22 protein-coding genes, 7 tRNA genes and 2 other RNA genes are annotated in these 25338 nt (G+C 58.4%); 20 read left to right on the top strand and 11 right to left on the bottom strand.

Annotated elements, in window-relative coordinates; translation table 11 throughout:
* Positions 1-93 precede the first annotated feature (93 nt).
* Positions 94-618, bottom strand: a complete 525-nt coding sequence (locus EKL29_RS09510) for a GNAT family N-acetyltransferase (protein ID WP_120458223.1) — start codon at positions 616-618, stop codon at positions 94-96.
* Positions 619-881: 263 nt separating this feature from the next.
* Here EKL29_RS09510 and EKL29_RS09515 point away from each other — a divergent pair, with 263 nt between their 5' ends.
* Together EKL29_RS09515 and EKL29_RS09520 are read left to right on the top strand one after the other, a co-directional pair.
* Entirely contained in the window at positions 882-2573 is a 1692-nt protein-coding gene (locus tag EKL29_RS09515) for a sensor histidine kinase (protein WP_126689626.1), read from the top strand.
* Positions 2570-3295 carry a LytTR family DNA-binding domain-containing protein gene (locus tag EKL29_RS09520; RefSeq protein WP_126689501.1) on the top strand — a complete coding sequence of 242 codons (726 nt, stop codon included), beginning with the start codon at positions 2570-2572 and terminating at the stop codon, positions 3293-3295. Before EKL29_RS09515 ends, EKL29_RS09520 begins: the two co-directional genes overlap by 4 nt.
* Before the next feature lie 82 nt (positions 3296-3377).
* On the opposite strand, the gene glk is transcribed toward EKL29_RS09520, so the two are convergent.
* On the bottom strand, positions 3378-4343 hold the full coding sequence (gene glk, locus EKL29_RS09525) for a glucokinase (RefSeq protein WP_120458196.1): 966 nt from the start codon (positions 4341-4343) through the stop codon (positions 3378-3380).
* 157 nt (positions 4344-4500) lie between these two features.
* Positions 4501-6153, bottom strand: a complete 1653-nt coding sequence (locus EKL29_RS09530) for a thiamine pyrophosphate-binding protein (protein WP_126689502.1) — start codon at positions 6151-6153, stop codon at positions 4501-4503.
* Between the two features lie 217 nt (positions 6154-6370).
* On the opposite strand from EKL29_RS09530, the gene mgrA reads away from it, so the two are divergent.
* Positions 6371-7360 carry an L-glyceraldehyde 3-phosphate reductase gene (gene mgrA / locus EKL29_RS09535; protein WP_120458194.1) on the top strand — a complete coding sequence of 330 codons (990 nt, stop codon included), beginning with the start codon at positions 6371-6373 and terminating at the stop codon, positions 7358-7360.
* Between the two features lie 171 nt (positions 7361-7531).
* The gene (locus EKL29_RS09540; protein WP_126689503.1) at positions 7532-7873 is read left to right on the top strand and encodes a DUF2502 domain-containing protein; all 342 of its coding nucleotides are present in this window, start codon (positions 7532-7534) and stop codon (positions 7871-7873) included.
* Between the two features lie 38 nt (positions 7874-7911).
* Here EKL29_RS09540 and EKL29_RS09545 read toward each other — a convergent pair whose 3' ends face one another.
* Positions 7912-8496: an NAD(P)H-dependent oxidoreductase gene (locus EKL29_RS09545; RefSeq protein WP_126689504.1), complete on the bottom strand. Its 585-nt coding sequence runs from the start codon at positions 8494-8496 to the stop codon at positions 7912-7914.
* A gap of 142 nt (positions 8497-8638) precedes the next feature.
* A complete protein-coding gene (locus tag EKL29_RS09550) occupies positions 8639-9877 on the bottom strand; it encodes an Nramp family divalent metal transporter (protein ID WP_120458191.1) in 1239 nt (412 codons plus the stop codon).
* Between the two features lie 368 nt (positions 9878-10245).
* Here EKL29_RS09550 and EKL29_RS09555 point away from each other — a divergent pair, with 368 nt between their 5' ends.
* The 5 genes from EKL29_RS09555 to EKL29_RS09575 all read left to right on the top strand — a co-directional run bounded on the left by EKL29_RS09555 (position 10246) and on the right by EKL29_RS09575 (position 16010).
* The gene (locus EKL29_RS09555) at positions 10246-11436 is read left to right on the top strand and encodes a NupC/NupG family nucleoside CNT transporter (protein ID WP_120458190.1); all 1191 of its coding nucleotides are present in this window, start codon (positions 10246-10248) and stop codon (positions 11434-11436) included.
* 315 nt (positions 11437-11751) lie between these two features.
* A complete protein-coding gene (locus EKL29_RS09560; protein ID WP_126689505.1) occupies positions 11752-12837 on the top strand; it encodes an LLM class flavin-dependent oxidoreductase in 1086 nt (361 codons plus the stop codon).
* Positions 12837-13817, top strand: coding sequence for an ABC transporter substrate-binding protein (locus tag EKL29_RS09565; RefSeq protein ID WP_126689506.1), 981 nt, complete (start codon positions 12837-12839; stop codon positions 13815-13817). The genes EKL29_RS09560 and EKL29_RS09565 overlap by 1 nt, the downstream gene beginning before the upstream one ends.
* Complete coding sequence (locus EKL29_RS09570; RefSeq protein WP_126689507.1) at positions 13814-14404, top strand: cysteine dioxygenase; 591 nt, start codon at positions 13814-13816, stop codon at positions 14402-14404. The genes EKL29_RS09565 and EKL29_RS09570 overlap by 4 nt, the downstream gene beginning before the upstream one ends.
* Positions 14397-16010 carry a rhodanese homology domain-containing protein gene (locus tag EKL29_RS09575; RefSeq protein WP_126689508.1) on the top strand — a complete coding sequence of 538 codons (1614 nt, stop codon included), beginning with the start codon at positions 14397-14399 and terminating at the stop codon, positions 16008-16010. The genes EKL29_RS09570 and EKL29_RS09575 overlap by 8 nt, the downstream gene beginning before the upstream one ends.
* 118 nt (positions 16011-16128) lie before the next feature.
* Here the strand turns inward: EKL29_RS09575 and EKL29_RS09580 are convergent.
* Both EKL29_RS09580 and EKL29_RS09585 read right to left on the bottom strand, forming a co-directional pair.
* Positions 16129-16204, bottom strand: a tRNA-Ala gene (locus tag EKL29_RS09580).
* Between the two features lie 45 nt (positions 16205-16249).
* Positions 16250-16325: transfer RNA gene (locus EKL29_RS09585), tRNA-Ala, on the bottom strand.
* 353 nt (positions 16326-16678) lie between these two features.
* On the opposite strand from EKL29_RS09585, the gene EKL29_RS09590 reads away from it, so the two are divergent.
* Positions 16679-17467, top strand: coding sequence for a formate/nitrite transporter family protein (locus tag EKL29_RS09590; protein ID WP_120458185.1), 789 nt, complete (start codon positions 16679-16681; stop codon positions 17465-17467).
* A 111-nt stretch (positions 17468-17578) separates the two neighbouring features.
* Positions 17579-17932 (top strand): YfeC-like transcriptional regulator, encoded by a 354-nt coding sequence (locus EKL29_RS09595; RefSeq protein ID WP_120458184.1) that lies wholly within the window; start codon positions 17579-17581, stop codon positions 17930-17932.
* Between the two features lie 36 nt (positions 17933-17968).
* Here EKL29_RS09595 and gltX read toward each other — a convergent pair whose 3' ends face one another.
* The gene (gene gltX / locus EKL29_RS09600) at positions 17969-19384 is read right to left on the bottom strand and encodes a glutamate--tRNA ligase (RefSeq protein WP_126689509.1); all 1416 of its coding nucleotides are present in this window, start codon (positions 19382-19384) and stop codon (positions 17969-17971) included.
* 271 nt (positions 19385-19655) lie between these two features.
* On the opposite strand from gltX, the gene EKL29_RS09605 reads away from it, so the two are divergent.
* From EKL29_RS09605 to EKL29_RS09640, 8 genes are all read left to right on the top strand, one after another.
* Positions 19656-19731, top strand: a tRNA-Val gene (locus EKL29_RS09605).
* Between the two features lie 38 nt (positions 19732-19769).
* Positions 19770-19845 (top strand) — tRNA-Val (locus EKL29_RS09610).
* A gap of 38 nt (positions 19846-19883) precedes the next feature.
* Positions 19884-19959: transfer RNA gene (locus EKL29_RS09615), tRNA-Val, on the top strand.
* Between the two features lie 38 nt (positions 19960-19997).
* Positions 19998-20073 (top strand) — tRNA-Val (locus EKL29_RS09620).
* A gap of 4 nt (positions 20074-20077) precedes the next feature.
* Positions 20078-20153: transfer RNA gene (locus tag EKL29_RS09625), tRNA-Lys, on the top strand.
* 44 nt (positions 20154-20197) lie between these two features.
* A non-coding RNA gene (locus tag EKL29_RS09630) (RtT sRNA) lies at positions 20198-20331 on the top strand.
* Between the two features lie 44 nt (positions 20332-20375).
* A non-coding RNA gene (locus EKL29_RS09635) (RtT sRNA) lies at positions 20376-20509 on the top strand.
* 158 nt (positions 20510-20667) lie between these two features.
* Positions 20668-21015, top strand: a complete 348-nt coding sequence (locus EKL29_RS09640; RefSeq protein WP_126689510.1) for a FlxA-like family protein — start codon at positions 20668-20670, stop codon at positions 21013-21015.
* On the opposite strand, the gene EKL29_RS09645 is transcribed toward EKL29_RS09640, so the two are convergent.
* Positions 21012-21932, bottom strand: a complete 921-nt coding sequence (locus EKL29_RS09645; RefSeq protein WP_126689511.1) for a LysR family transcriptional regulator — start codon at positions 21930-21932, stop codon at positions 21012-21014. The two genes, EKL29_RS09640 and EKL29_RS09645, sit on opposite strands and share 4 nt — an antisense overlap.
* A gap of 95 nt (positions 21933-22027) precedes the next feature.
* Here EKL29_RS09645 and EKL29_RS09650 point away from each other — a divergent pair, with 95 nt between their 5' ends.
* On the top strand, positions 22028-23038 hold the full coding sequence (locus EKL29_RS09650; RefSeq protein ID WP_120458180.1) for a bile acid:sodium symporter family protein: 1011 nt from the start codon (positions 22028-22030) through the stop codon (positions 23036-23038).
* Positions 23039-23065: 27 nt separating this feature from the next.
* Here the strand turns inward: EKL29_RS09650 and EKL29_RS09655 are convergent, their stop codons facing one another.
* Positions 23066-23284, bottom strand: a complete 219-nt coding sequence (locus tag EKL29_RS09655; protein ID WP_120458179.1) for a DUF3820 family protein — start codon at positions 23282-23284, stop codon at positions 23066-23068.
* Between the two features lies 1 nt (position 23285).
* Positions 23286-25304 carry an NAD-dependent DNA ligase LigA gene (gene ligA, locus EKL29_RS09660; RefSeq protein ID WP_126689512.1) on the bottom strand — a complete coding sequence of 673 codons (2019 nt, stop codon included), beginning with the start codon at positions 25302-25304 and terminating at the stop codon, positions 23286-23288.
* Between the last annotated feature and the right edge of the window lie 34 nt (positions 25305-25338).

Raw genomic sequence — 25338 nt, forward strand, 5'->3', positions numbered from 1 at the left:
CCGGACCGTCCGAGCGACGCAGGTCACTGCTGTGACCGAAAAAAGAACATAACGCGGCGATGACAAAGCTGTCGAGGGGAGAATAAAATTTTTTTAATTTTCCGGATTCAGGCGACCAAAGACCCAATCGTTCACCCACTCGCCGTTTAGCAGATAATTATCCCGTAAAGTACCCTCCAGCACATAGCCATTCTTCTCCAGAATACGGCGCGACGCCACATTTCCCTCTACCACCATCGCCTTAAGCTTGTGGAAACCCGCCTTCAGCAGAAACTCGCTCAGCCCGGCCAGCGCTTCGCTGCCGTACCCCTTGCCGCAGAAGCGATGCAGCAGCATGTAGCCCACCTCAGCCTGGCGGTAGGGTTGCCATTCCGGGCTGCAGCCGAACAGGCCGATCGGCTCGCCGCTGTCGCGCAGTCGCGCCACTACGCAGAGCATATGAAAACTGCTGACCTGCCAGGGCGCGAGGCGTTCGTTGAATCGCTGGCGCAAATCGGCTTCGTCCGGGATTTCGCTGACCCAGGTCATGGTGGCCGCATCTTCATGTACGGCGCGAAACAGCAGCCAGTCTTCGGGCTTGAGGGTCGTGAGCGTAAGACGTGGCGTAATTAACTGCATGAAATTGCTCCAGGTGCGGATAGCCATAAGGGCTGTCAAAACATAACAAACACAATGCCTGCTCACCAGCCTGCGACCGGCAAAAAAGCTTCCCCGTTTTACCAGTCAGGTTTCCTCTTTTTACTATTTTACCCGACAAAGTTGATCCAAAACATGAAGGCGGCGCTCACCCTTGTAGCAGGCTGGCGCATCGCGATCACATTTTTTATGATAGCCCTCTCTCTGTTGCTACCTGAAGGCTGGCTGTGATCTCTCACTTCGATATGCTGTTAGCGGTGTTCGACCGCGCCGCCCTGATGCTGATCTGCCTCTTTTTCCTGACCCGCACCCCGCTTTTCCGCCAACTGCTGCAAAAAGATGAACATACACCGCTGGAAAAAGGCGCCGTTATTGCCATTTTCTCGCTGTTTGCGCTCTTCAGCACCTGGTCGGGCATTAACGTTGACGGTTCACTGCTGAACGTGCGGGTGATCGCCGTGATGGCTGGCGGCATTCTGTTCGGCCCCTGGGTCGGCATCACCACCGGCGTTATTGCCGGGCTGCACCGCTTTCTTATCGATATTCACGGCGTCACCTCGGTGCCCTGCTTAATTACCAGCATTATCGCGGGCTGCGTTTCCGGCGCCATTAACCGTCGCGTACCGAAAGCGCAGCGCTGGCGCATCGGCATTATCGGCGGCATGCTGTGCGAAAGCCTGACTATGCTGCTGATTGTGCTGTGGGCGAAGCCGATGTCGCTTGGGCTGGCGATTGTGTCGGAGATTGCGCTGCCGATGATTCTCGGCGCGTCGAGCATCGGTCTGATTGTACTGCTGGTGCAGAGCGTCGAGGGAGAAAAAGAGGCGATTGCAGCGCGTCAGGCCAAGCTGGCGCTGGAGATAGCCAACAAAACGCTGCCGTTGTTCCGCGACGTCAACAGCGACTCGCTGCGCCGCATCTGCGCGATTATCTGCCGCGATATCAACGCCGACGCCGTCGCCATTACCAATAAAACGCATATTCTCGCCTATGTCGGCTATGGCGAGCAGAACTATCAGAACGGCGACGACGGTATCAGTCCCACCACCGCGCAGGCGATGTCCAGCGGGAAGATCATCATTAAAAATAATGATGAAGCGCATCGCACCAAAGATATCCACTCGATGATCGTTATCCCGCTGCGGGAGAAAGGCAAGGTCACCGGCACCCTGAAAATTTACTACCGCCGCGCGCACCGCATTACCGGTTCGCTGAAAGAGATGGCGATCGGCCTGTCGCAGCTTATCTCTACCCAGCTGGAGGTCTCACGCGCCGAGCAGCTGCGCGAAATGGCCAATAAAGCGGAACTGCGCGCCTTGCAGAGTAAAATAAATCCCCATTTTCTGTTTAACGCGCTGAACGCCATCAACTCCTCTATTCGCCTTAACCCTGATACTGCGCGCCAGCTGGTTATCAACCTTTCCCGCTATCTGCGTTACAACCTTGAGCTGAACGATGATGAAACTATCGATATCAAACGCGAGCTGTGGCAGGTGAAAGACTATATCGCCATTGAGCAGGCGCGTTTTGGCGACAGGCTGTCGATGATTTATGACATTGATGACGATCTTCACTTTTCGCTGCCCAGCCTGTTGATTCAGCCGCTGGTGGAGAACGCCATCGTGCATGGCATTCAGCCCTCGCGAGGAAAAGGCGTGGTAACGCTGAGCGTTAAAGCGATCGGCGATCGGGTACGCATCGCGGTACGCGATACCGGGCCAGGCATCAGCGATGAGGTGATGCGCCGCGTGGCGATGAATGAGATGCCGGGCAATAAAATCGGCCTGCTGAATGTGCATCACCGCGTCAGGCTGTTGACCGGCCAGGGACTTGAAATTACCCGGCTGCAGCCCGGCACCGAGATCGCCTTTACCCTGAGCAAAAGCGGACAGCTGCTGAACGCGCCGCCTCTTGCCGTCGCGGAGAATCTCCAGTGAAGGCCATTATCGTAGAAGATGAGTTTCTGGCGCAGCAGGAGCTAAGCTGGATGATCCAGCAACATAGCCGGATCGCTATTGAGGCCTGCTTTGATGACGGGCTGGAGGTGCTGAAATATCTGCAGCAGCACCGCGTGGACGTTATCTTTCTTGATATCAACATCCCGTCGCTCGACGGTATGCTGCTGGCGCAGAATATTCGCCAGTTCGCGCAGCGGCCGCTGATTGTGTTTATTACCGCATGGAAAGAGCATGCGGTGGAGGCTTTCGAGCTGGAAGCGTTTGACTATATCCTCAAGCCCTATCATGAGGCGCGCATCGTCACCATGCTTAACAAGCTGGAAGCGGTCGGGCAACAGCAGGCTGTCACGCAGACGCCAGTTTCCAGCAGTCCGCAGACCGTCAATCTGGTGAAAGATGAGCGTATCATCGTGACGGATATCAACGATATCTACTATGTGGAGGCGCATGAGAAGCTGACGTTCGTCTATACGCGGCGCGAGGCCTATGTGATGTCGATGAGCATCAGCGAGTTCTGCGCCCGGCTGCCGGAGCAGAGCTTTTTCCGCTGTCATCGCTCTTACTGCGTTAACCTGAGCAAGATCTCCGAGATAGAGCCCTGGTTTAACAACACTTACCTGCTCAGGCTGCGCGATCTGGCGTTTCAGGTACCAGTCAGCCGCAGCAAGGCGAAGCGCTTCCGCGAGCTGATGCGCCTGTAGCTAAACAGGCTTTAAAACTTATGCGCGTAGAGAGGTCAGCCGCCCTCTGAAAAAACGGCCCGCAGGCCGTTTCAGAAGCGTTTTACAGAATACGTCCCAGCGTCTGGCGCAGATGCGCGCCTGCGCCCAGCAGGCCAGGCTGATCGTGGGTGATCATATAGACCGGAATGCGGGAAACGTAGTCGCGGAAGCGTCCTTTATCTTCAAAGGCGGCGCGGAAGCCGGAAGCCTTGAAGAACTCCAGGAAGCGCGGCACGATGCCGCCAGCGATATAGACGCCGCCGAAGGTGCCGAGGTTCAGCGCCAGGTTGCCGCCAAAACGTCCCATAATGACGCAGAACAGCGACAGCGCGCGACGGCAGTCGATGCAGCTGTCGGCCAGCGCGCGTTCGGAGACATCCTTCGGCTTAAGGTTTTCCGGCACGCGATTGTCCGCCTTCACGATAGCGCGGTAGAGATTCACCAGTCCGGCGCCGGAGAGCACGCGCTCGGCAGAGACGTGGCCCAGTTCGGCGCGCAGCACCTCCAGAATCAAATCTTCTTCATCGCTGTTGGCGGCGAAATCGACGTGGCCGCCCTCGCCCGGCAGGCTGACCCAGCGGCGGTCAACGTGCACCAGATGGCTGACGCCCAGCCCGGTGCCCGCGCCATAAATCGCGATGGGCTTATCCTTCACCGGCTCGCCGCCGCCGAACTGAATCACATGATCGGCGGTCAGCATCGGGATCGCCATCGAAACGGCGGTGAAGTCGTTAATGATTTCAAGGTGATCAAAGCCAAGGCTGGCTTTCATTTTGCTGGTGGAAAAAGCCCAGTCATGGTTGGTCATTTCGACCCAGTCTTCCGTGATAGGGCAAGCAATGGCGATGCAGCCGTCTTTAACGTCTTTCAGCTGCTCGCCAAGATAGTGGCGGATGACGGCTTCGAGGCTGTCATAATCTGAAGTTGAGAATGTTTGGGCCTGGGAGATGCTGCCGGTTTCCACCTCACACAGGGCGAGTCGCGCGTTGGTGCCGCCGACGTCGCCGACCAGGGCATAAGTTGTCATTCTTTTGTTGCTCCGCTTGGGGTCCCTAAGATGCAGGACACTATAAAAGTCTGCCGGTAAAACAACAACGCTCGCCGCGACAAAAGACGAGCGTTGAAGGTGGTGCGCACAGCCTACCCGTCCGGCAAGCCGCTTGACAGCGGCAACACTCCGAATCTTATCCCCCGTTGCGCTGCGCCAGACAAGCCGTAACCTTACGCAACAACGGCGGCAGATCGTCTTTGTGCATCGCCACCTCAATCAGCGTCAGGCAGTCGGGCGCCTGCAGGCGCGCCATCACTTCCTCGAGCTGCACGCACTCGGTGACGCGCCAGCTCTGCGCCTGCCCATGCAGACAAAACGCCTGCGGCAGCGCGGTCCAGTTCCACTGCGCAATATCATTATAACGCTGCGTGGCGCCGTGGATGGCGCGCTCCACCGTATAGCCCTCGTTGTTCAGCAGGAAAATAACGGGCCTCTGCCCGTCCCGCAACATCGAGCCTAACTCCTGAATGGTCAGCTGCGCCGAGCCGTCGCCTGTAATCAGGATCACCCGCTGCGCGGGCGCGGCGGTCTGCGCGCCAAAGGCTGCGGGTAAAGTATAGCCAATAGAACCCCAGAGCGGCTGCACCAGCAGCTGCGCGTCGGGCGGCAAACGCAGCGCCGCCGCGCCGAAGGCAGCGGTACCCTGGTCGGCAAGGATAATGTCGCCCGGCTGCAAAAAGTGCTGCATCGCGCGCCAGAAGGCGGTCTGACTGATATATGCTGCCTCATCCTCCGCTTCGACAAGCGGTGCGTGCGGTGCCAGCGCCCAGCGTTCGCCGTAACGCGCGAAAAGCGTTTCCAGCTCGCTTAGCGCATCCGCCATAGTGAGCGGCGCAAAGCGTTCACCCGCCACACTGGCGGCGAAAGGCTGGAGATCGATTAGCTGCGAAGTGGCAAAGTTTTGGGTAAAGCCCGCCGTCAGAGTGTCGGTGAAACGCACGCCGACGCAGAGCGTCACATCCGCCTGCTCGATCGCTTCGCTGACCCCGCTCTCGCTGCCCGCCGCGGCGTAGGTGCCGACGTAGCCTGGCTGCTGCTCGTCCAGCACTCCTTTGCCCATCAGCAGCGTGGCGCAGGGAATGGCGCGCCGCTGGCGCAGACGGGCCAGCGCCTCCTGCTGGCCCCAGCGTCCGGCAAGAAAATCAGCCAGCAGCGCAACGCGACGCGCCTGCCCCAGCAGCTGTTCAGCAGCGGCGTGGAACGCCCGGCGCGCCTGCTCGCTGGAGATCGGCGCGACGTCGAGCGGCGCGGCTGGCGGCGCGACCTCCGCTTCAGCGACGTCTACCGCCAGCATCAGATAGCCGGGACGCTTTTCCCGCATCGCCGTGGCCAGCACCCGATCGATCTCCGCCGTGGCGTTGCCCGCACTGAGCTGTGCCGTTGCCGCGTTAACGTCGCCCGCCATACGCAAAAAATGACGAAAATCGCCATCCCCGAGCGAATGGTGCACGCAGTCGCCCCGCTTTTGCGCCTCACTCGCGGGGGCGCCCACAATCTGGATCACCGGCACATATTCGGCGAAGCTGCCGGCAATACCGTTGATGGCACTCAGCTCGCCGACGCCGAAGGTGGTCAGCAGCGCCGCCGCCCCGCGACAGCGTGCGTAGCCGTCCGCGGCGTAGGCCGCGTTAAGTTCGTTGGCGCAGCCGACCCAGCCGATATCCTGATGCGCGATAACGCGATCGAGAAACTGCAGGTTATAGTCGCCCGGCACGCCAAACAGATGGCCGATGCCTATCTCCTGCAGGCGCGTCAGCAGATAATCTCCTACGGTAAAGCGTTGCATATGCCACTCCTTTCACCAGATGTCTGGTTTGAGTATCTACTATGCTGCCAGACCGGCTAGAAAGCAGCGCAATCAGCTGAACAAAAAAGTGGCAACCCGGCGTTACGATGGGGGATTATTCTGTAAATAAGCGATCTGCGACGCGTTGTGACTGTGTGTAAACGTATACACTGCTATTCTTGCGCTTGAAAATTCTTCCCTGAGACAGGAACGCCGTATGACCTACCTTCCGCATCCCGGCCGTTATCAGCAGATGGAATACCGCCGCAGCGGCCGCAGCGGGCTAAAGCTGCCCGCAATTTCGCTTGGCCTGTGGCATAACTTTGGCGACAGCACGCGCGTCGATAACAGCCGCGAACTGCTGCGCCATGCGTTCGATCGCGGCATTACCCATTTTGATCTGGCGAACAACTACGGCCCGCCGCCGGGCTCGGCGGAAGAGAACTTTGGCCGCATCCTGCGCGAAGATTTCCGCGCCTGCCGCGACGAACTGGTGATCTCCACCAAAGCGGGCTACACCATGTGGGACGGCCCTTACGGTGACTGGGGCTCGCGTAAATACCTTATCTCCAGCCTCGATCAGAGCCTGAAACGCATGGGGCTGGAGTATGTCGATATCTTTTATCACCATCGCCCGGACCCGGAGACACCGCTGGAAGAGACCATGCGCGCGCTGGATCAGGTGGTGCGTCAGGGCAAGGCGCTCTATGCCGCTATCTCTAACTATCCGGCGGATCGCGCGGCGGAAGCGATCGCGATCCTGCGCGATCTGGGCACGCCCTGCCTGATCCACCAGCCGCGCTATTCGATGTTTGAACGCGGCCCGGAAAACGGCCTGCTGGATACCTTAGGCGACAATGGCGTCGGCTGCATCGCCTTCTCTCCGCTGGCGGGCGGCGTGTTGACCGACCGTTACCTGCAGGGCATTCCGCAGGATTCGCGCGTTGCCAGCGGCAGTAAATTCCTGCGCGAGGAGCAGCTTACCGATGAGAAAATGGAAAAAGTGCGCAGGCTGAATGAGATTGCGCAACAGCGCGGCCAGAAGCTGGCGCAGATGGCGCTGGCGTGGGCGCTGCGCGACGACCGCATGACCTCTGTCTTGATTGGCGCAAGCAAAACCGCGCAGATCGACGATGCGGTGGATATGCTGGCGAACCGCCACTTCACTATCGCTGAGCTTTCCGCTATTGAAGGTATACTGCTGTAACTGTTTGCCGCCCGGTTCGCGCCGGGCATTTCTACAGCCGGAATTGTCTCAATCCCTCTTTTCTCCAGATTTTCCTCACAATTATCAGCGACACTCTACTCGTCACACAAGCAATGCGCGGGCATAACGCCTGCACCGCGCAGCGGCCCTGCCGCTGATAAGGAGAAGAAAATGAAACCTGCGATAATTTTTGCTGCTTTGCTGACCTGCCTGTCGCCTTTGGCGATCCAAAACGTCCAGGCTGCTGGCGCCTCTATTAGCCTGGCGCCCGGCGTAACGCTGCATCTGGGAGACCGCGATCGCCGCGGTTACTACTGGGACGGCGGCCGCTGGCGCGAGCCGCGCTGGTGGAACGACCGCTACCAGTACAATAATCATCGCTGGTGGCGCCATGAAGAGTGGCGACGTCAGAAGCAGTGGGAGCACGAGCGCCGCTGGCATGAGCGCGAACGCCGTCACCACTGGCGCGAGGCGCAGCGCCATCACGAGCGTTACGATCGCCACCATTATTAAGCTGACTTATTCGCCTTTGCGCTACGCGGCCTGAGAGGCTACGGTTCGGCGAATAAACGGCGTCCCGTCTGCCGTGCCGTTTCCAGATGCGTTTCAGGCGAGTCGGCGTCAGGCAGTAAAATCAGTTCCGACGTTTTCACCGCCGCGCCGACATAGTCAAAAATCCCTTCATCGATCTGCGTGCGCATCGCGGCATAATAGCCGCGGCGCGCATAGGTACGCAGATTCGCCCCGCCTATGCCCAACAGATGCACCTGCAGACGCCCCAGCTTTTTATTGATTTTGCCCTCAGGCGTCTCCCCATACGCCCAGCCGCTGGTAAATACGCGGTCGATCCAGCCTTTCAGCACGCCGGGGAAGGACCACCAGTAAACGGGATAAACCAGCACCAGCGCGTCGGCGCGGTCAATGCGCTTTTGCTCGGCCAGCACGTCGGCAGGCGGCGCAGACTGGTTGCGGAACAGCGCCAGGTCAGCCTCGCCATAGCGTGGATCGAACCCCTCCGCTATCAGGTCAGCGATTTCAAAAGTGTGCGGGGAGCGGATCTCGTTTGTCACCGCCCTGGCGACAGCGTGCGTAAATGAATCTCGATCGGGATGGGCGACCACTATCAGAGTATGCATAGGCTGACTCCTGTTCAAAGAAGAGAAAACGACTGCATATCGATAGTAGATGACCTGGGGCGGGCCGCGGCGACAGGCGCACATGCGGTTAAAGAGAGAGAAACGCTGGCCTGTGATAAGGCAGGCCAGCGTTTTAGCAGCTTTACAGACCGAGGATCTCGCCAACCAGCAGATAAGCATTGAGCGCCACCACCAGCACCACGATGGCGCGGCCAGCGTTCTGCATCAGGCGCGAGTTAACCATCTCGCCCATAATCTCGCGGTTGCCGGTAAAAGAGAGCAACGGTACCAGCGCCAGCGCGATGCCGAAGCTCAGCAGCACCTGGCTCATCACCAGAATGCGCGTCGGGTCCCAGCCCACCATAATGACGATAAAAGAGGGCAGCATGGTAACCAGACGACGCACCCACAGCGGAATATGAAAGCGGATAAAGCCCTGCATCACCACCTGACCGGCCAAGGTGCCGACCACGGTAGATGACAGGCCCGCCGCAACCAGGCTCAGGCCGAACACCGTTGCTGCGGCATGGCCGAGCAGCGGCGTCAGCGTCAGGTAAGCCTGATCAAGCTCGGCGATGGCGCTGTGGCCGCTGAAGTGGAACGCGGCGGCGGCGGTCGCCATCATCGCCAGGTTAACAAAGCCAGCAATGGTCATGGCGATCGCCACATCCAGCTTGGTCGAAGAGTAACGCTGACTTTTATTACCGCTCGCCCCGAACTGCGTCAGCGCCGAATGGAGATAGATGACGTGCGGCATAATGGTGGCGCCCAGCACGCCCGCCGCCAGGAATACGGCATCTGAAGTCGGCAGCGACGGCAGCGCCATCCCGACGACCAGCTCGCTGACCTTCGGCTGCGAAAAGAAGAGCTCGACGATATAGGCCGCCGCCACGAACAGCAGCAGGCCGCCAATCACCACTTCCAGCGGCTTCTGGCCGCGGCTTTGCAGCATCAGGATTAAAAAGGTGGCCACGCCGGTCAGCACCGCGCCCTGCAACAGCGAAATGCCGAGCAGCAGCTTAAAGCCGAGCGCCGCGCCGATAAACTCCGCCAGGTCGGTCGCCATTGCGATGATTTCCGCCTGTACCCAGTAGAACCACACCGCCGGACGCGGAAAGCGATCGCGAATATGTTCAGCAAGGTTTTTACCGGTGGCGATACCGAGCTTGGCGGACATCAGCTGAATGACCATCGCCATGATATTGGCCCAGACCACAACCCACAGCAGCTTGTAGCCATAGGCGGCGCCAGCCTGAATATTGGTCGCAAAGTTGCCTGGATCGATGTAGCCGATGGCGGCAATAAAGGCCGGACCCAGCAGCGCAAGCTTGATTTTTCTGGCTCCGCGAGCGGCACGCTCGGCGGTACGACTCTCAAACATAATTCTCTACCTGTCTGAACGCGTTTTAACCATGCCAGAGTATGGCCTGATCGCGGCAAGTGAAATGCGGTTATCGTTATTGCTGTAATAGATAGTGCTATGAAGTATAGCCATTGCTATACCTTACGGTAAAGCGAGACTTGTTAAAAAATGTGCAACGCGTCTCACTCTACGCTCTGGACATATTATAGACAATATTTTTGTGGATATTTGCTGTGAACGTTTTGTGAACAGGCTGTGACGGGTGAGAGTTTTCTGAGAAAACGGGTGATAGCGAATCCTTATAATGTGGATTTGATCTCGTTTTTAAGTAACGCGTTACATAGAATACGCAGCAAATTACAACCCTCCTCAAATCTGGAGCAAGCATGTCCCATATTTTGCACTTCCTTTTAGCACTGGTGGTGGTAGGCGTGCTGGCGTTACTCGTCAGCCATGACCGTAAAAGTATTCGTATTCGCTACATTGTCCAGCTTCTGGTCATTGAAGTGCTGCTGGCGTGGTTCTTCCTGAATTCCGAGGCAGGGCTCGGGTTCGTTAAAGGTTTCGCCGGTCTGTTCGACCATCTTCTTAAGTACGCAGGCGAAGGCACCAACTTCGTGTTCGGCAATATGAACGATAAAGGCCTCGCGTTCTTCTTCCTGAATGTGCTGTGTCCGATCGTCTTTATCTCCGCGCTGATCGGCATTCTGCAGCATTTCCGTATTCTGCCGTGGGTAATCCGCGGTATCGGCACCGTGCTCTCTAAAGTCAACGGCATGGGCAAGCTGGAATCCTTTAACGCCGTCAGCTCTCTGATTCTGGGACAATCAGAAAACTTTATCGCCTATAAGGATATCCTCGGCAAAATGTCGCAGCGCCGCATGTACACCATGGCAGCGACCGCGATGTCGACCGTTTCTATGTCGATTGTCGGCGCCTATATGACCATGCTGCAGCCGAAATATGTGGTCGCCGCGCTGGTGCTTAACATGTTCAGTACCTTTATCGTGCTGTCGCTGATCAACCCTTACCGCGTCGACAGCGAGGAAGATCTGCAGCTGCAGGACATCCATAAAGGCCAGAGCTTCTTTGAAATGCTGGGCGAATATATTCTCGCCGGTTTCCGTGTGGCGATTATCGTCGCGGCAATGCTGATCGGCTTTATCGCGCTGATCTCCGGCCTGAACGCGCTGTTCGAATTTATCTTCGGCATCAGCTTCCAGGGCGTGCTGGGCTACGTCTTCTATCCGTTTGCCTGGGTGATGGGCGTGCCGGCTCACGAAGCGCTGCAGGTCGGCAGTATTATGGCCACCAAGCTGGTTTCCAACGAGTTCGTGGCGATGATGGATCTGCAGAAGCTGGCGGGCCATCTGTCACCGCATTCTGAAGGCATTCTGTCAGTGTTCCTGGTCTCCTTCGCCAACTTCTCTTCAATCGGCATCGTCGCAGGCGCTATTAAAGGTCTGAACGAGGAGCAAGGCAACGTGGTGTCGCGCTTCGGCCTGAAGCTGCTCTACGGCTCAACGCTGGTTAGCGTGCTTTCCGCCGCCATTGCCGGTCTGGTGCTGGCGTTCTGACGGACAGGCGGGAGAGAGAACCAAGAGCAAAGCGCCCCGTGACAGGAAGTTGCGGGAAAAGTCGGCAGAGACGCCGCCATCTGCGCCTTGTTGAATCACTCACTTCCGCGCTGCCAACGGGTAGCACGTTGCAGGGCGAGACAATGTCTCGCCCTTATTCTTAATTATTCCTGCTTGTTATAACGCCTGCCGCGTCGTCTCAGCCGCGCTGCGACGCCCTTCCCCGTTTCCCGCAAATCCTTTGCACAATATCGAATTTCATCTCGTGCCCGCCGCCCCGTAGTTTTTCTGGTAACTCAACACCGGGAGAAGCGCATGAGCATTCAATTTCTGGGCATGATCGGCCATCGTCTGGCCTCTGAAATCATTCCGGCCAGCGGGCCGTTATTCGATAAAAACTATATTGCTGATTTCACCCGCGCCCATGAAGAGGCGGGATTTGACCGGGTTCTGGTGGGCTACTGGTCCGATCAACCAGACGGCTTTTTAGTCACGGCGCACGCTGCCGCCAGCACCTCGCGCATTAAATTTTTACTGGCGCATCGTCCGGGCTTTGTGGCGCCAACGCTGGCGGCGCGTAAGCTGGCGTCGCTCGATCACCTCACCGACGGACGTCTGGCGGTGCATATCATCAGCGGCGGCAGCGACAGCGAACAGCGCCGCGACGGCGACTTCCTCAACAAAACGGAACGTTACGCGCGCACCGACGAGTTTCTCAGCGTGCTGAATAAGAGCCTGACCTCAGCGGAAGCCTGGGATCACCAGGGCGACTTTTACCGCGCCGAGCAGGCCTTCTCCGCCATCAAACCGCTGCAAAGCAAACTGCCGGTCTACTTTGGCGGCTCTTCGCCGGAGGCGATTGAGGTCGCCGCGCGCCACGCCGACGTTTTCGCGCTGTGGGGCGAGCCGCTGCAGGGCGCGGCGGAAACCGTGCAAACCGTGCGTGCCGCCGCGGCGAAAAGCGGCCGTGATATTAAATTCAATATCTCTTTCCGCCCGATTATCGGCAAAACAGAGAAAGAGGCCTGGGAGCGCGCGGAACATATTTATCAGACGGCGCAAAAGCAGCTGGCCGAGTCGGGCTACTCCTTCGGCCTGCCCAAGCCGCAAAGCGTGGGCGCGCAGCGCTTGCTGGCGGCGGCTAACGAAAGCGATCGCCACGATAAAGTGCTGTGGACCGGCATCGCGAAGCTGGTGAGCGGCGGCTATAACTCCACCGCGCTGGTGGGCACCGCGGATCAGGTTTCCGATGCGCTGCTGGATTACTACCACCTCGGCATCGACAGCGTGCTGATCCGCGGCTTCGATCCGCTGAACGACGCGGTGGAGTATGGCCGCGAGCTGCTGCCGCTGACGCGCGAAAAAGTCGCCGCCCTGACGCGCGGCAAGAGGAGCGCCTGATGCGTCTGGCTGTCCTGTTTGCCGGTATCACGCTGGCGTTAAGCCTTCATCACGCCCTCGCCGCCGAAAAAGTGACGCTGCGCCTCGGCGACGTCAAAGGGGATCGTTTCGCCGCGCTGAAGGCCTCCGGCGAACTGGAAAACCTGCCTTATGAACTGAAGCTCACCGCGTTCGACGCTGGCGCGCCGGTGCAGGAAGCGCTGAATGCGGGCGCGCTGGACGTTGGTTTTACCGGCGATCTGCCGTTCCTGTTTGTCTATGCCGCAGGCGCGCCGGTTAAAGCGGTCGGAGCGTGGCAGAACAATCCAGACAGCATCGCGCTGTTGACGCGTCCTGATGCGGGGATCCACCGCCTGCAGGATCTGAAAGGGAAGCAGATCGCCGTTAACCGCGGCGGCTGGGGGCACTATCTGATCCTTGGCCTGCTGGAGCGCGCCGGTCTGAAGCCCGACGAGGTGACGCTGCGCTTCCTCAGCCCGGTGGATGGCCGCGCGGCGCTCACCTCCGGCGCGGTTTCCGCCTGGGCGCCCTGGGAGCCCTATATCGCCACCTCAACCCAGGTCGACGGTACGGTGCGCGTGCCACAGGGCGGCGGCGGCGGCATTATGTCCGGCTACTCCTATGCGCTGGCGCGCAAAGAGGCGCTGGCCGATCCAGAGAAACGCAAAGCCATCGCCGATCTGCTGACGCGGCTGGCGAAGGCGCAGATCTGGGCGGCGCAGCATCCGCAGCCGTTCGCGCAGGCGCTGGGAAAATCGCTCAATATGCCGACCGCCATTACCCGCAGCTGGATCGACGATGCACGCATCCGTCCGCTGGTATTCGATTCCTCGCTTATCGCTACGCTGCAAAAATCCGCTGACTTCTTTCATCGCTATCAGGTACTGCCTGACGCGGTCGACGTCAGCGACGCCTTTGATTTCAGTCTGGCGGACGGTGCCAACCAGGTGGCGCGCCACTATCAGGAGAACAAATCGTGAGCGTTCTTAATTATCGTCGGCTGCGCGATTTTGTGGCGCAGCTCGCCGCCCTGCTCGACCAGCAGCCGGATGAGGCGACTCTTCTGGATCGCGGCAGCGAGCTGCTGCGTCCGCTGCTGCTGCACGACGACTGGCTGGACGAGGCGTTTACCCAGCCGCATCCGCAACATTACCAGCAGTATCTGCTGCATGCCGACGCGCAGCAGCGTTTCTCGGTGGTGAGCTTTGTCTGGGGGCCCGGTCAGCAGACGCCGGTGCACGATCACCGCGTCTGGGGCTTGATCGGCATGCTGCGCGGCGCGGAAGTGTCGCAGGGTTTTACGCAGACGCGTGACGGACTGGCGCCGGACGGCGCGCCGGTACGTCTGGACCCCGGCCATATCGAAGCGGTATCGCCGCGCGTCGGCGATATCCATCGCGTCAGTAACGCCTTCGACGATCGCGTATCTATCAGCATCCACGTTTACGGCGCCAATATCGGCGCGGTAAAACGCGCCGTCTATCGGGAAGATGGCAGCGCAAAACCCTTTATCTCCGGTTACAGCAACCGCTACTTACCTAATATCTGGGATCTCTCACATGGCTAAAACTTTTCCTCTGCGCGACGCCGCAGAGATTCAGCAGGCGCTGCGCCAGCAGCAGGAAGTGGCGCTGGTCGACGTCCGCGACGAGGCGCTCTATGCGCAAGGACATCCGCTGTTTGCGGTGAATATTCCGCTCTCAAAACTGGAGCTGGAATGGCTGGATCGCCTTCCGCGTCGTGATACCGCGATTACCCTTTACGATAACGGCGAAGGTCTGGCGCAGACGGCGGCGGCGCGCGCGGCGGCATGGGGCTACAGCAATATCACCCTGCTTAAGGACGATCTGGCAGGCTGGCGCGCAGCGGGCGGCGAGCTGTTTATCGACGTGAACTCACCGAGCAAAGCCTTTGGCGAGCTGGTGGAACACCATAACCATACGCCGTCGCTGGCGGCGGAACAGGTTGATGCGCTGCTGCGCGACAAGGCTGACGTGGTGGTGCTCGACGCGCGCCGCTTTGATGAATATCACACCATGTCCGTTCCCGGCGCCATCAGCGTGCCGGGTGGCGAACTGGTGCTGCGCGTACGCGATATCGCCCCCTCTCCCGCCACCACCGTAATTGTGAACTGCGCCGGGCGTACGCGCAGCATTATCGGCACCCAGTCGCTGGTTAACGCCGGGCTCCGCAATCCGGTCTATGCGCTGCGCAACGGCACCATCGGCTGGACGCTGGCCGGTTTACCGCTTGAGCAGCAGCAGAGCCGCCGCTATGGCGCCGCCAGCGACACCGCTCATCGTCATGCCGTCGCGCAGGCGCGTCAGGTGGCGGATCGCGCGGGCGTCGCACGCATCGACGCCGCCCAGCTGGCGCGCTGGCAGCAGGAAGCCCGCACCACTTATCTGTTCGACGTGCGCGACGCCGATGAGTTCGCTGCCGGTCATCTGCCGGGCAGCCGTCACGTTCCGGGCGGTCAGCTGGTGCAGGAAACCGATCACTACGCCAGCGTGCGTGGCGCGCGTATCGTCCTGATCGACAACGACGGCGTGCGCGCCAGCATGGCAGCCTCCTGGCTGGCGCAGATGGGCTGGGAGGTGGCGGTACTTGAGGGTCTTCAGCCGGAGGAGTTCAGCGCGACGGGCGGCTGGACGGCGCAGGTGCCCGCCGCAGTGCCCGCAGAGCGCGTATCGCCGCGGCAGCTTGCCGACTGGCTGAGCCAGGGCGACACCCAGGTGCTGGATTTCACCACGCGCGCCAACCATGTTAAAAGCCATATTCCCGGCGCCGCCTGGCTGCTGCGCTCTACGCTGCAACAGCAGGGAAAAGCGCTGCTGCCAGAGGCCGAACGCTATGTCTTAACCTGCGGCAGCAGCCTGCTGGCGGGTTATGCGCTGGAACAGGTCGCGGCGCTGACCGGCAAGCCGGTTTATCTGCTGGAGGGCGGCAATACCGCCTGGCGCAACGCCGGACTGCCGACGGAGGCTGGTGAGAATGCGCTGCTGTCGCCCGCCATCGATCGCTATCGCCGTCCTTATGAGGGCACCGATATTGAACCTGAGGTGATGCAGGCCTATCTCGACTGGGAGTATGGACTGGTGGCGCAGCTGGATCGCGACGGCACACACGGCTTTCGCGTCCTGCGGCCTGAAACGCAAAGCGTGACGGCGTAGACATTGACGGCATGAAAACAGGGCGGCAGCGATGTCGCTCTTTTTTTGCGCGCGCAAATGCGTTAAATGACTGGTCTGCTGTTTAAGGAAGTTGCCTGAGAAATCAGGTCTTTGAAAATGGTGGAGATAAGCGGGATCGAACCGCTGACCTCTTGCATGCCATGCAAGCGCTCTCCCAGCTGAGCTATACCCCCACATCTGGAATCGTTTTTTCAGTGCCAAATCGTTGGGATGCGATTTGGTGGAGCTAAGCGGGATCGAACCGCTGACCTCTTGCATGCCATGCAAGCGCTCTCCCAGCTGAGCTATAGCCCCGAACCGAAAAAACCGTCGTGTTACTCGACGGACGGCATGATATGAAACCGTCCTCAGGGTGTCAACGGCAAAATCAAAAACTGCGTTTGATCGCTGAAAAAGGCGGCAAATAGCGGAACACGCTGTTTTCAGCCGCTTTTATCCAGTCGTTACAGGAAGCACTAAACAGCGCGGTTACGCACCAGATTTTAACTGCTTTGACAGGTTAAATTACCGTTAAACAGCCTTTAGGATTTTTCTTGTTTTCCGTTAAAAGCCGTGTAAAACTTAGCCCGCTAACCAAGTGGTCATCGCTGCCCACGCCTTAAAACAACACCATCCCTGTCACAACTATCAATAATATTCGAGATACTATGTCGCTGCATTCACCTAAAGAGATCGCTCAACTGGCGATTCAGGCTGGCGTCACTAAAAGCCGCGCCTCCATTCCGACTTTATTAATTCTTGGCTTTATGGCCGGCGCCTTTATCGCCACCGGCTTTCTGCTTGATCTGCACGTGATCAACTCGCTACCGGCTGAGTGGGGCTCGTTTGGCGGCCTGCTGGGCGCTGCCGTGTTCCCGGTCGGCCTGATCCTGACCGTACTGGCGGGCGGCGAACTGCTGACCGGCAATATGATGACGATGCCAGTCTCCTGGTTTGCGCGCCGTATTAGCGGTTTCGCCGTGCTGCGCAACTGGTTCTGGGTCACTATCGCTAACTTTATCGGCAGCCTTGCCATCGCCTGGTTCTTCGGCCATATGCTGGGCATGACCGAAGGCGACTATCTGAAGAAGACCGTCGCTATTGCCAGTGCGAAAGTGCACGCGGATTTCCTGCACGCCTTTATCTCCGGCATCGGCTGTAACTGGCTGGTTTGCCTGGCGGTATGGCTGGCATTCGCCAGTAAAGATGTGGTGGGCAAAATCTTCGGTATGTGGTTCCCGGTTATGGCGTTCGTCGCTATCGGTTTTCAGCACGTCGTCGCTAACATGTTTATCGTGCCTGCGGCCATCTTCGCTGGCCAGTTGACCTGGGCGGATTACCTGCCTAACTTCGTTGCCGTGTTCCTGGGTAACGGCGTCGGCGGCGCTGTTTTTGTCGGCCTCGCTTACTACCTCGCCTTCCGTCCTTCTGCTGAAGCAGTAGGTACCGCGCAGTAATTTTTTTTTGCCTTTTGTCGCCAGGCAAAAGGCAATTTCCATTCGCGTTACTTTCACGCGTTACGATTTGCTGTAATATGTATGGCTAATGTATTACACAGGGACAGCATCGTGAAAAAGGAATGGTTAACCCCCGAAGAGCTCGCGAACGAAACAGGTTACAGTCGTCAAACGGTCAATAAATGGATTAAGCGCGAAAACTGGACCACCACGCCGAAGCCGGGCGTACAGGGCGGTAAAGCGAGATTGATTCATATTGACGAGCGCGTGAAAAACTTTATTCAGTCCATGCGCAACCTGAACGAACCCAACGCCTCCTACACCACGCAACAGAACTCTTTACCTGCGTTACTATTAAGTTCTGTACAGCAAATGTCACAGAGTGAGCAGGATAAGCTTGTCGCGCTGATTTTGCGTGAAGGGATTAAAGGCGTACTGCAGCGGCTGGGGATTAGCGAAGAATAAAAAAACCGGAAGCATCGCGCTTCCGGTTTTTGTCTGTCAGGCCTGCGCTTCGCGTTCAGCAATAAAAGCCAGCGCTTTTTCAATACGCGCCACGCTACGGCGCTGTCCGATAGCTTCGACAGTAACGTCCAGCCCTGGTGACTGGCCTGCGCCGGTGACGGCGACGCGCAGCGGCATGCCGACCTTGCCCATCCCGACTTCCAGCTCATCCGCCGTGCTTTGAATCGCCTGGTGCACGTTTTCCGCCGTCCAGTCGCTAATGGCGGCCAGTTTATCGCGCACGACTTCCAGCGGCTGCCGCGCAACCGGACGCAGATGCTTTTTCGCCGCGTCAGCATCGAACTCATCAAACTCTTCATAGAAGTAACGGCAGGAAGCCGCCATCTCTTTCAGCGTTTTGCAGCGTTCGCCCAGCAGCGTGACCAGCTTCGCCAGTTCCGGACCGGTGCGGGTGTCGATATTCTGCTGTTCGATGTGCCACTGCAGATGGGTCGCCACATATTCCGGCGGCATGCTGTTAATGTAGTGGTGATTGAGCCACTGCAGCTTTTCGGTGTTGAACGCGCTGGCAGATTTGCTGACGGCATCCAGCGTAAACAGCGCTTTCATCTCTGGAACAGAGAAGATCTCCTGATCGCCATGGGACCAGCCCAGACGCACCAGGTAGTTAAGCAGCGCTTCCGGCAGGTAGCCGTCGTCGCGGTACTGCATAACCCCTACCGCGCCGTGACGCTTGGAGAGTTTTTTGCCGTCGTCGCCCAAAATCATAGAGACGTGCGCATAAACCGGCACCTGCGCGCCGATCGCTTTAAGGATGTTGATCTGGCGCGGCGTATTGTTGATGTGGTCTTCGCCGCGAATCACATGGGTGATGCCCATATCCCAGTCATCGACGACGACGCAGAAATTGTAGGTCGGCGAACCGTCGGTGCGGCGGATAATCAGGTCGTCCAGCTCCTGGTTGCTGAACTCGATCGGGCCGCGGATCTGGTCGTCAAAAATAACCGAACCTTCCTGCGGGTTGCGGAAGCGCACCACGCAAGGCTCGTCCGCCGCGTGATGTTCATGGCTGTCGCGGCAGTGGCCGTCGTAGCGCGGCTTTTCGCCGTTCGCCATTTGCGTTTCGCGCAGTTGCTCCAGGCGCTCTTTCGAGCAGTAGCATTTATAGGCGGTGCCCGCTTCCAGCATGTCATCGATAACCGCGTTATAGCGATCGAAGCGTTTGGTCTGGTAGTACGGGCCCTCGTCCCAGTCCAGGCTCAGCCAGTTCATGCCATCCATAATGGCTTCGATGGCTTCCGGCGTGGAACGCTCCAGATCGGTGTCTTCGATACGCAGGACAAATTCGCCCTGGTTATGGCGTGCGAAAAGCCAGGAGTAGAGCGCGGTGCGTGCGCCGCCGACATGCAGGTAGCCGGTCGGGCTGGGCGCGAAGCGAGTTTTGATTTTCATTCAGCAGTGCCTTAGATGCGCAGGTTCTTTGTCTGGATGACAAAAAACGGGTTAGACGCGAAAAACCGTGCGCACATTCTAGCACCTGGCGTTGAATCCTCAATGACTGCGCGCCTGCGCAAAGGGGTAAAGCGGCGGGTTTCTGCTAATAAAACCAGCACATTGGCTAAAAGCAGCGCGGGATGTCTAATTTTGAAGCGAACGCGCATTTTAGTTTTAAAAAGCGTTGACTCACTTCGAAGGATCCCTATAATGCGACTCCACACAGCGGGGGTGATTAGCTCAGTTGGTAGAGCATCTCCCTTACAAGGAGGGGGTCGGCGGTTCGAGCCCGTCATCACCCACCACTCTTAAGGTGGCCCGCAGTGAACAAGAGATAAGATATGGGTGATTAGCTCAGTTGGTAGAGCATCTCCCTTACAAGGAGGGGGTCGGCGGTTCGAGCCCGTCATCACCCACCATTCTTAAGGTGGCCCGCAGTGAACAAGAGATAAGATATGGGTGATTAGCTCAGTTGGTAGAGCATCTCCCTTACAAGGAGGGGGTCGGCGGTTCGAGCCCGTCATCACCCACCACTCTTAAGGTGGCCCGCAGTGAACAAGAGATAAGATATGGGTGATTAGCTCAGTTGGTAGAGCATCTCCCTTACAAGGAGGGGGTCGGCGGTTCGAGCCCGTCATCACCCACCACTTCGGGTCGTTAGCTCAGTCGGTAGAGCAGTTGACTTTTAATCAATTGGTCGCAGGTTCGAATCCTGCACGACCCACCAAATTCAGAGAAAAGCGCCCAACGGGCGCTTTTTTCGTTTCTGTACACGTAAGGTTAGCGTGCAGGATGAGAACCTGCGCAGGTTCGACTGAATCGCCGGAGCGATTCAGGCTGATGCGAAGCATCACCCGCAGGGCGAGGCGCCGGACGGGCCGAGGCAAATCCTGCACGACCCACCAAATTCAGAGAAAAGCGCCCAACGGGCGCTTTTTTCGTTTCTGTGCACATAAGGTTAACGTGCAGGATGAGAACCTGCGCAGGTTCGACTGAATCGCCGGAGCGATTCAGGCTGATGCAAAGCATCACCCGCAGGGCGAGGCCCCGGACGGGCCGAGGAAAATCCTGCACGACCCACCAAATTCAGAGAAAAGCGCCCAACGGGCGCTTTTTTCGTTTCCGGCCACTGCGCCGCGGCCCCGACAATACCTTTTCCAAACCTTAACGCTTTCTTGCCTCAAGCCTTTTTTTCCTGAACCGATAACGATTTTGTCTATTTGCATGCAAGGAGAAAAAAGATGTCCGCAATATCCGCTTTATCTGGCAGTACAGGCAGTAGCACCGGCAGCAGCAGCGCCAGCGTCTCGTCGCAGATTTCCGCGCTTAATAAGCAGATCCAGAGCATCACGAAGCAGGTTAAAGAGCTGTCGGATAATCAGGATCTGACCGACGAGCAGAAATCTGAAATGGAGCAGATGTACCAGTCGCAAATCGCCATGCTCGAAGCGCAGATTGCTCAGCTTGAGCAGAAGCAGACCGAGCAGGCGCAGCAGAACAGCGAACCGGCGAAACAGGCCGCGAGCGTTCAGGCTGCTGACGGCATTAATCGTCCGACCGCTACCAATCAGGTTAACGTCTATATCTAAAACGCCGGATTTATCGCGCGTTGTTGCGTCAGCAGCGCCGCCTGCTGACGCGCTTCCTGCCAGATCGCCTGCGCCGCAGGCGTCAGCGACCGGTTCTTGCGCTTAACCAGCACCAGGCTGCGGTTGATTTCCGGATAGAGTCGGCGCACGGTCAGCGCCCTGCCCGCCGGAAGCGGCAGCGCCAGCGCCGGTAAGATACTGATGCCGATACCCGCATCGACCATGGGAAACAGCGTCGCCGGATGTCCAATTTCCTGCACGACGTTTACCTCGACCTGCTGCTGCCGCAGCGCCGCGTCGATTAACACCCGACTGCCAGAAGCGTAGTCCTGCAACACCATAGTGCGTCCCGCCAGCATACGCCACTGCGCTTTATCCACCCGGGCGAGCGGATCGTCGCTGCGGCATAGCAGCAAAAAAGGCTCGTCCAGAATCGCCTGGCAGTCGAGATCGCTGTCGTTAAGCGGGCCAATAACAATACCGAAATCGACTTCTGCATTGCGTACGCTCTGCAAAACCATCTCCTGCACCCGGTCATGCAAAATAATCCTGATGTCGGGATAGCTTTGCTGACTCGCGGCAAGGCATTGCGGCATCAGATGCGCGGAGATGGTCTGGCTGGCGGCGATACGCACCGTACCGCTGCGCTGTTCGCCGTAGCTGCGAATATCCAGCAGCGTAGAGTTCATCTCTTCCAGCAGGCTCGCCATGCGCGAGGCGAGCTGCTGCCCCGCTTCCGTCAGCATCACTTCGCGGGTCGTTCTGTCGAGCAGCCGCACGCCAGTAACGGCTTCCAGCTCTTTAATGCTGTGGCTGACGGCCGACTGGCTTAACCCAATCGCCTGTCCGGCCTGGCTGAATCCGCCATAGTGGGCGACAGCGACAAAGGTGCGCAGCTGGCGTAAAGTGTAATTCATCGAAATGGCTCATAGATTGATGCAATAAATCAATTTTATTTCTAAACCCACTTCCCGCACAATCACACCATGTAAATTTTAACCGGATTTTAACAATGGGATTTCTGCGACTCGATCCGATGATGATCAAACTGATCATCACGGTGCTGCTGGCCACCTTCCTGCCTGCTAAAGGCATCTTTGTCGATATCTTCGAATACCTGACCACGGCCGCCATCGCCCTGCTGTTTTTTATGCACGGTGCCAAGCTGTCACGCGAAAAGATCATTGCGGGCAGCAGCCACTGGCGGCTGCATTTGTGGATTATGTTCAGCACCTTCGTGCTCTTCCCGATTATCGGCCTGCTGATCGTCTGGTGGCACCCGGTTAAGGTCAGCGCAGAGATCTACACCGGCTTTATCTATCTCTGCATTCTGCCCGCCACCGTACAGTCCGCTATCGCCTTTACCTCAATAGCGGGCGGTAACGTAGCGGCGGCGGTATGCAGCGCCTCGGCGTCGAGCCTGCTGGGCGTCTTTATCTCTCCGCTGCTGGTGAATCTGGTTATGGACGTGCACAGCAGCGCGCCCACCAACGGGCTTGAGCAGGTCGGCAAAATTATGCTGCAGCTGCTGGTGCCTTTCGTGCTGGGTCACCTGTCACGCCGCTGGATCGCCGGCTGGGTGGAAAGGCATCGCAGCCTGATTGGCAAAACTGACCAGACTTCGATCCTGCTGGTGGTCTACTCCGCCTTTAGCGAAGCAGTAGTTAACGGCATCTGGCATCGCGTCGGCATTGATACCCTGCTGTGGATCCTGGCGGGCTGTCTGCTGCTGCTGGCGCTGGTACTGACAATTAATCTCTGCGCCTCGCGCCTGTTTGGCTTTAATCGCGCTGATGAAATCGTGGTGCTGTTTTGCGGTTCGAAAAAGAGCCTGGCGAACGGCGTGCCGATGGCGAACATTCTCTTCCCGGCCAGCGCGGTGGGGATTATCGTGCTGCCGCTAATGATTTTCCATCAGGTGCAGCTGATGATCTGCTCTTATATCGCGCAGCGCTACAAAGCCAGCCATGAGAAGAAGCTGAAGCAAGAGATGAGGCCGACCGTCGTGGAGTCGCAGAAGTAATAAAAAAGCCCGCCGAAGCGGGCTTTTTTACGCGTTGCGTTTAAGCGGTTTGACCAGACCTTCCAGACCTTCAATTTTGATAGCGAGCGTCATCTGCATCAGCTCGCCTAAATGGCCGGAGGGAAACTCCGCTTTGCGCGCGAACCACAGCAGGTAAGGCTCCGGCAGATCGATGAGCAGGCAACCTTTATACTTGCCGAACGGCATCGCCGTATTGGCGATCTCAACCAGGAACGCCTTGTCCATATCAGGCATCCAGCAGCCGAATCATTTCGGCTTCGTCGATAACCTCAATGCCCAGCTCCTGCGCTTTGACCAGCTTGGAGCCAGCCGCTTCGCCCGCGATGACCAGATCGGTTTTCTTCGAGACGCTACCGCTCACCTTCGCGCCAAGCGCGGTCAGGCGATCTTTAGCCTCATCGCGCGTTAGCTGCGTCAGCGAGCCGGTCAGCACCACGGTTTTACCGGCGAACGGGCTGTCGATCTCTTCCGCCTTCACCACCTCGATCCTGGGCCAGTGCACCCCCGCCTCTTCCACCAGCTGACGAATGACTTCGCGGTTGCTCTCTTCTTCCATAAAGTTGCGCACGTGGGTGGCGACAACGGTGCCGACATCCTGAACCGCAATCAGCGCCTCCAGATCGGCATCCATCACTTTTTGCAGCTCGCCAAAGTGATTCGCCAGGTTGGCAGCGGTCGCTTCGCCCACTTCACGAATGCCGAGCGCGTAGAGAAAACGCGCCAGCGTAGTCGATTTCGCCTTTTCCAGCGCGTTTACCACGTTTTGCGCGGATTTCGGCCCCATGCGATCCAGGCCAAGCAGCTTCTCTGGCGTCAGGCGGAACAGATCCGCAGGCGTTTTGACATATTCGGTCTCCACCAGCTGGTCGATAATTTTATCGCCCAGGCCATCGACGTCCATCGCGCGACGCGAGACAAAATGCTTCAGCGCCTCTTTGCGCTGCGCGCCGCAGATTAGCCCGCCGGTACAGCGCGTCACGGCCTCACCCTCGACGCGTTCAACGTCAGATCCGCATACCGGACAGTGCGTGGGGAAAACCACTTCGCGCGCATCGGCCGGACGCTCGGAGAGCACCACGTTTACAACCTGCGGAATGACGTCGCCCGCGCGGCGGATCACAACCTTATCGCCAATGCGCAGGCCGAGACGCTCGATCTCATCCGCGTTGTGCAGGGTCGCGTTGCTCACCATCGCGCCCGCCACCAGAACCGGCTCCAGACGCGCTACCGGCGTCACGGCGCCGGTACGGCCTACCTGAAATTCCACGTCGCGCACGAACGTCATCTGTTCCTGCGCCGGAAACTTGAACGCCACTGCCCAGCGCGGCGCGCGCGCCACAAAACCGAGGCGTTCCTGCAGCGCCTGCGAGTCGACTTTGATCACCACGCCGTCGATATCGAAACCCAGATCGGGACGCGTCTCTTCTACATTCCGGTAAAACGCCAGCGCCTCTTCCGCGCCCTGTACCAGCCGGATCCGGTCGCTGACCGGCAATCCCCAGGCTTTAAACTGCTGCAGTCGCGCATAGTGGCTGCCAGGGAGTTCCCCCCCTTCCAGCAGGCCGAAGCCGTAGCAGAAAAAGGTCAGCGGGCGCTTCGCAGTGATGCGCGGGTCGAGCTGACGCAGGGAGCCAGCAGCGGCGTTGCGCGGGTTGGCGAAGACCTTGCCGTCGGTGCGACGCGCTTCGGCATTGAGCTTTTCAAAGCCGCGCTGCGTCATAAAGACTTCGCCGCGCACTTCCAGCCGCGCAGGAAAATCATCGCCCTTCAGGCGCAGCGGAATCGCGCCGATGGTGCGAACGTTAGCGGTGATGTTCTCTCCCGTGGTGCCGTCGCCGCGGGTTGCGGCGCGCGTCAGCAGGCCATTTTCATAGAGCAGGCTTACCGCCAGGCCATCCAGCTTCAGTTCGCAGCAGTAGGCGATATCGTCACTGCTTTTCAGGCGATCCTGCACGCGCTTGTTGAAGGCGAGGAAACCGGCTTCGTCAAAGGTATTGTCCAGAGACAACATCGGCACCTCATGGCGCACCTGTTCAAATACCGTCAGCGGCGCCGCACCAACGCGCTGGGTCGGCGAATCGGGCGTAATGAGATCGGGATGTTGCTCTTCCAGCGCGCGCAGTTCGCGCATCAGGCGGTCATATTCGGCGTCCGGTATCTCGGGCGCGTCCATAACGTGATAAAGATATTCATGATGGCGCAGCGTGGTGCGCAGTTCGGTGATCTGGTCCTGAACGGATTTCATATTGCCCCATCAGATAAAAAACCCCCGACAGGCG

The sequence above is a fragment of the Pantoea sp. YU22 genome (assembly GCF_003970755.1).
GTDB classification, from domain to species: domain Bacteria; phylum Pseudomonadota; class Gammaproteobacteria; order Enterobacterales; family Enterobacteriaceae; genus Pantoea; species Pantoea piersonii.

Coding starts and splice junctions, on each gene's coding strand:
- EKL29_RS09510 (WP_120458223.1), bottom strand. CDS start 618: ATGCAGTTAATTACGCCACGTCTTACGCTCACGACCCTCAAGCCCGAA.
- EKL29_RS09515 (WP_126689626.1), top strand. CDS start 882: ATGCTGTTAGCGGTGTTCGACCGCGCCGCCCTGATGCTGATCTGCCTC.
- glk (WP_120458196.1), bottom strand. CDS start 4,343: ATGACAACTTATGCCCTGGTCGGCGACGTCGGCGGCACCAACGCGCGA.
- EKL29_RS09530 (WP_126689502.1), bottom strand. CDS start 6,153: ATGCAACGCTTTACCGTAGGAGATTATCTGCTGACGCGCCTGCAGGAG.
- mgrA (WP_120458194.1), top strand. CDS start 6,371: ATGACCTACCTTCCGCATCCCGGCCGTTATCAGCAGATGGAATACCGC.
- EKL29_RS09540 (WP_126689503.1), top strand. CDS start 7,532: ATGAAACCTGCGATAATTTTTGCTGCTTTGCTGACCTGCCTGTCGCCT.
- EKL29_RS09545 (WP_126689504.1), bottom strand. CDS start 8,496: ATGCATACTCTGATAGTGGTCGCCCATCCCGATCGAGATTCATTTACG.
- EKL29_RS09550 (WP_120458191.1), bottom strand. CDS start 9,877: ATGTTTGAGAGTCGTACCGCCGAGCGTGCCGCTCGCGGAGCCAGAAAA.
- EKL29_RS09555 (WP_120458190.1), top strand. CDS start 10,246: ATGTCCCATATTTTGCACTTCCTTTTAGCACTGGTGGTGGTAGGCGTG.
- EKL29_RS09560 (WP_126689505.1), top strand. CDS start 11,752: ATGAGCATTCAATTTCTGGGCATGATCGGCCATCGTCTGGCCTCTGAA.
- EKL29_RS09565 (WP_126689506.1), top strand. CDS start 12,837: ATGCGTCTGGCTGTCCTGTTTGCCGGTATCACGCTGGCGTTAAGCCTT.
- EKL29_RS09575 (WP_126689508.1), top strand. CDS start 14,397: ATGGCTAAAACTTTTCCTCTGCGCGACGCCGCAGAGATTCAGCAGGCG.
- EKL29_RS09590 (WP_120458185.1), top strand. CDS start 16,679: ATGTCGCTGCATTCACCTAAAGAGATCGCTCAACTGGCGATTCAGGCT.
- gltX (WP_126689509.1), bottom strand. CDS start 19,384: ATGAAAATCAAAACTCGCTTCGCGCCCAGCCCGACCGGCTACCTGCAT.
- EKL29_RS09640 (WP_126689510.1), top strand. CDS start 20,668: ATGTCCGCAATATCCGCTTTATCTGGCAGTACAGGCAGTAGCACCGGC.
- EKL29_RS09645 (WP_126689511.1), bottom strand. CDS start 21,932: ATGAATTACACTTTACGCCAGCTGCGCACCTTTGTCGCTGTCGCCCAC.
- EKL29_RS09650 (WP_120458180.1), top strand. CDS start 22,028: ATGGGATTTCTGCGACTCGATCCGATGATGATCAAACTGATCATCACG.
- EKL29_RS09655 (WP_120458179.1), bottom strand. CDS start 23,284: ATGGACAAGGCGTTCCTGGTTGAGATCGCCAATACGGCGATGCCGTTC.
- ligA (WP_126689512.1), bottom strand. CDS start 25,304: ATGAAATCCGTTCAGGACCAGATCACCGAACTGCGCACCACGCTGCGC.